At 66.7% G+C, this 532-nt stretch carries 1 protein-coding gene; it reads left to right on the top strand.

The window, feature by feature from the left end:
- The coding region (locus tag MOV75_RS41450; protein ID WP_369010509.1) for a 3-deoxy-D-manno-octulosonic acid transferase at positions 1-532 on the top strand (532 nt) is incomplete at both ends.

Raw genomic sequence — 532 nt, 5'->3', positions numbered from 1 at the left:
CGATCCCGCCAAGCTCGAGCGGCTGATGGCGATGACGCGCGGGCGGCCGATCATCGTCGCGGCCTCGACCCATCCGGGCGAGGACGAGATGCTGGTCGCGGCGCATCGCAGCCTCGTCGGTTTCTTTCCGCAGGTGCTCACCGTGATCGTGCCGCGGCATCCCGATCGCGGCTCCTCGATATCAGGTTTGATCACGGCGTCGGGCCTGAAGCCGGCGTTGCGCTCGCGCGAGGAGCTGCCGACCGCGACGACCGACGTCTATGTCGCCGACACCATGGGCGAGCTCGGCCTGTTCTATCGCCTGTCGCCGATCGTGTTCATGGGTGGATCGCTGATCCATCATGGCGGGCAGAACCCGATCGAGGCGATCAAGTTAGGTGCCGCGATCGTCCATGGACCGCACGTCTTCAACTTCGCCGATGTCTATGCGGCGCTCGATGGCAGCGGCGGTGCGCGGCAGGCCGACACGCAGGAGGCGCTGGTCAAGCAGCTCGGCCAGTTGCTGGCCGACCCCGTCATGCGCGACAAGATG

The sequence above is a fragment of the Bradyrhizobium sp. PRIMUS42 genome (assembly GCF_023006515.1).
GTDB lineage: Bacteria > Pseudomonadota > Alphaproteobacteria > Rhizobiales > Xanthobacteraceae > Bradyrhizobium.
The sequence above is the reverse complement of the archived record's forward strand: the minus strand, read 5'-3'. Positions and strand labels throughout refer to the sequence as shown.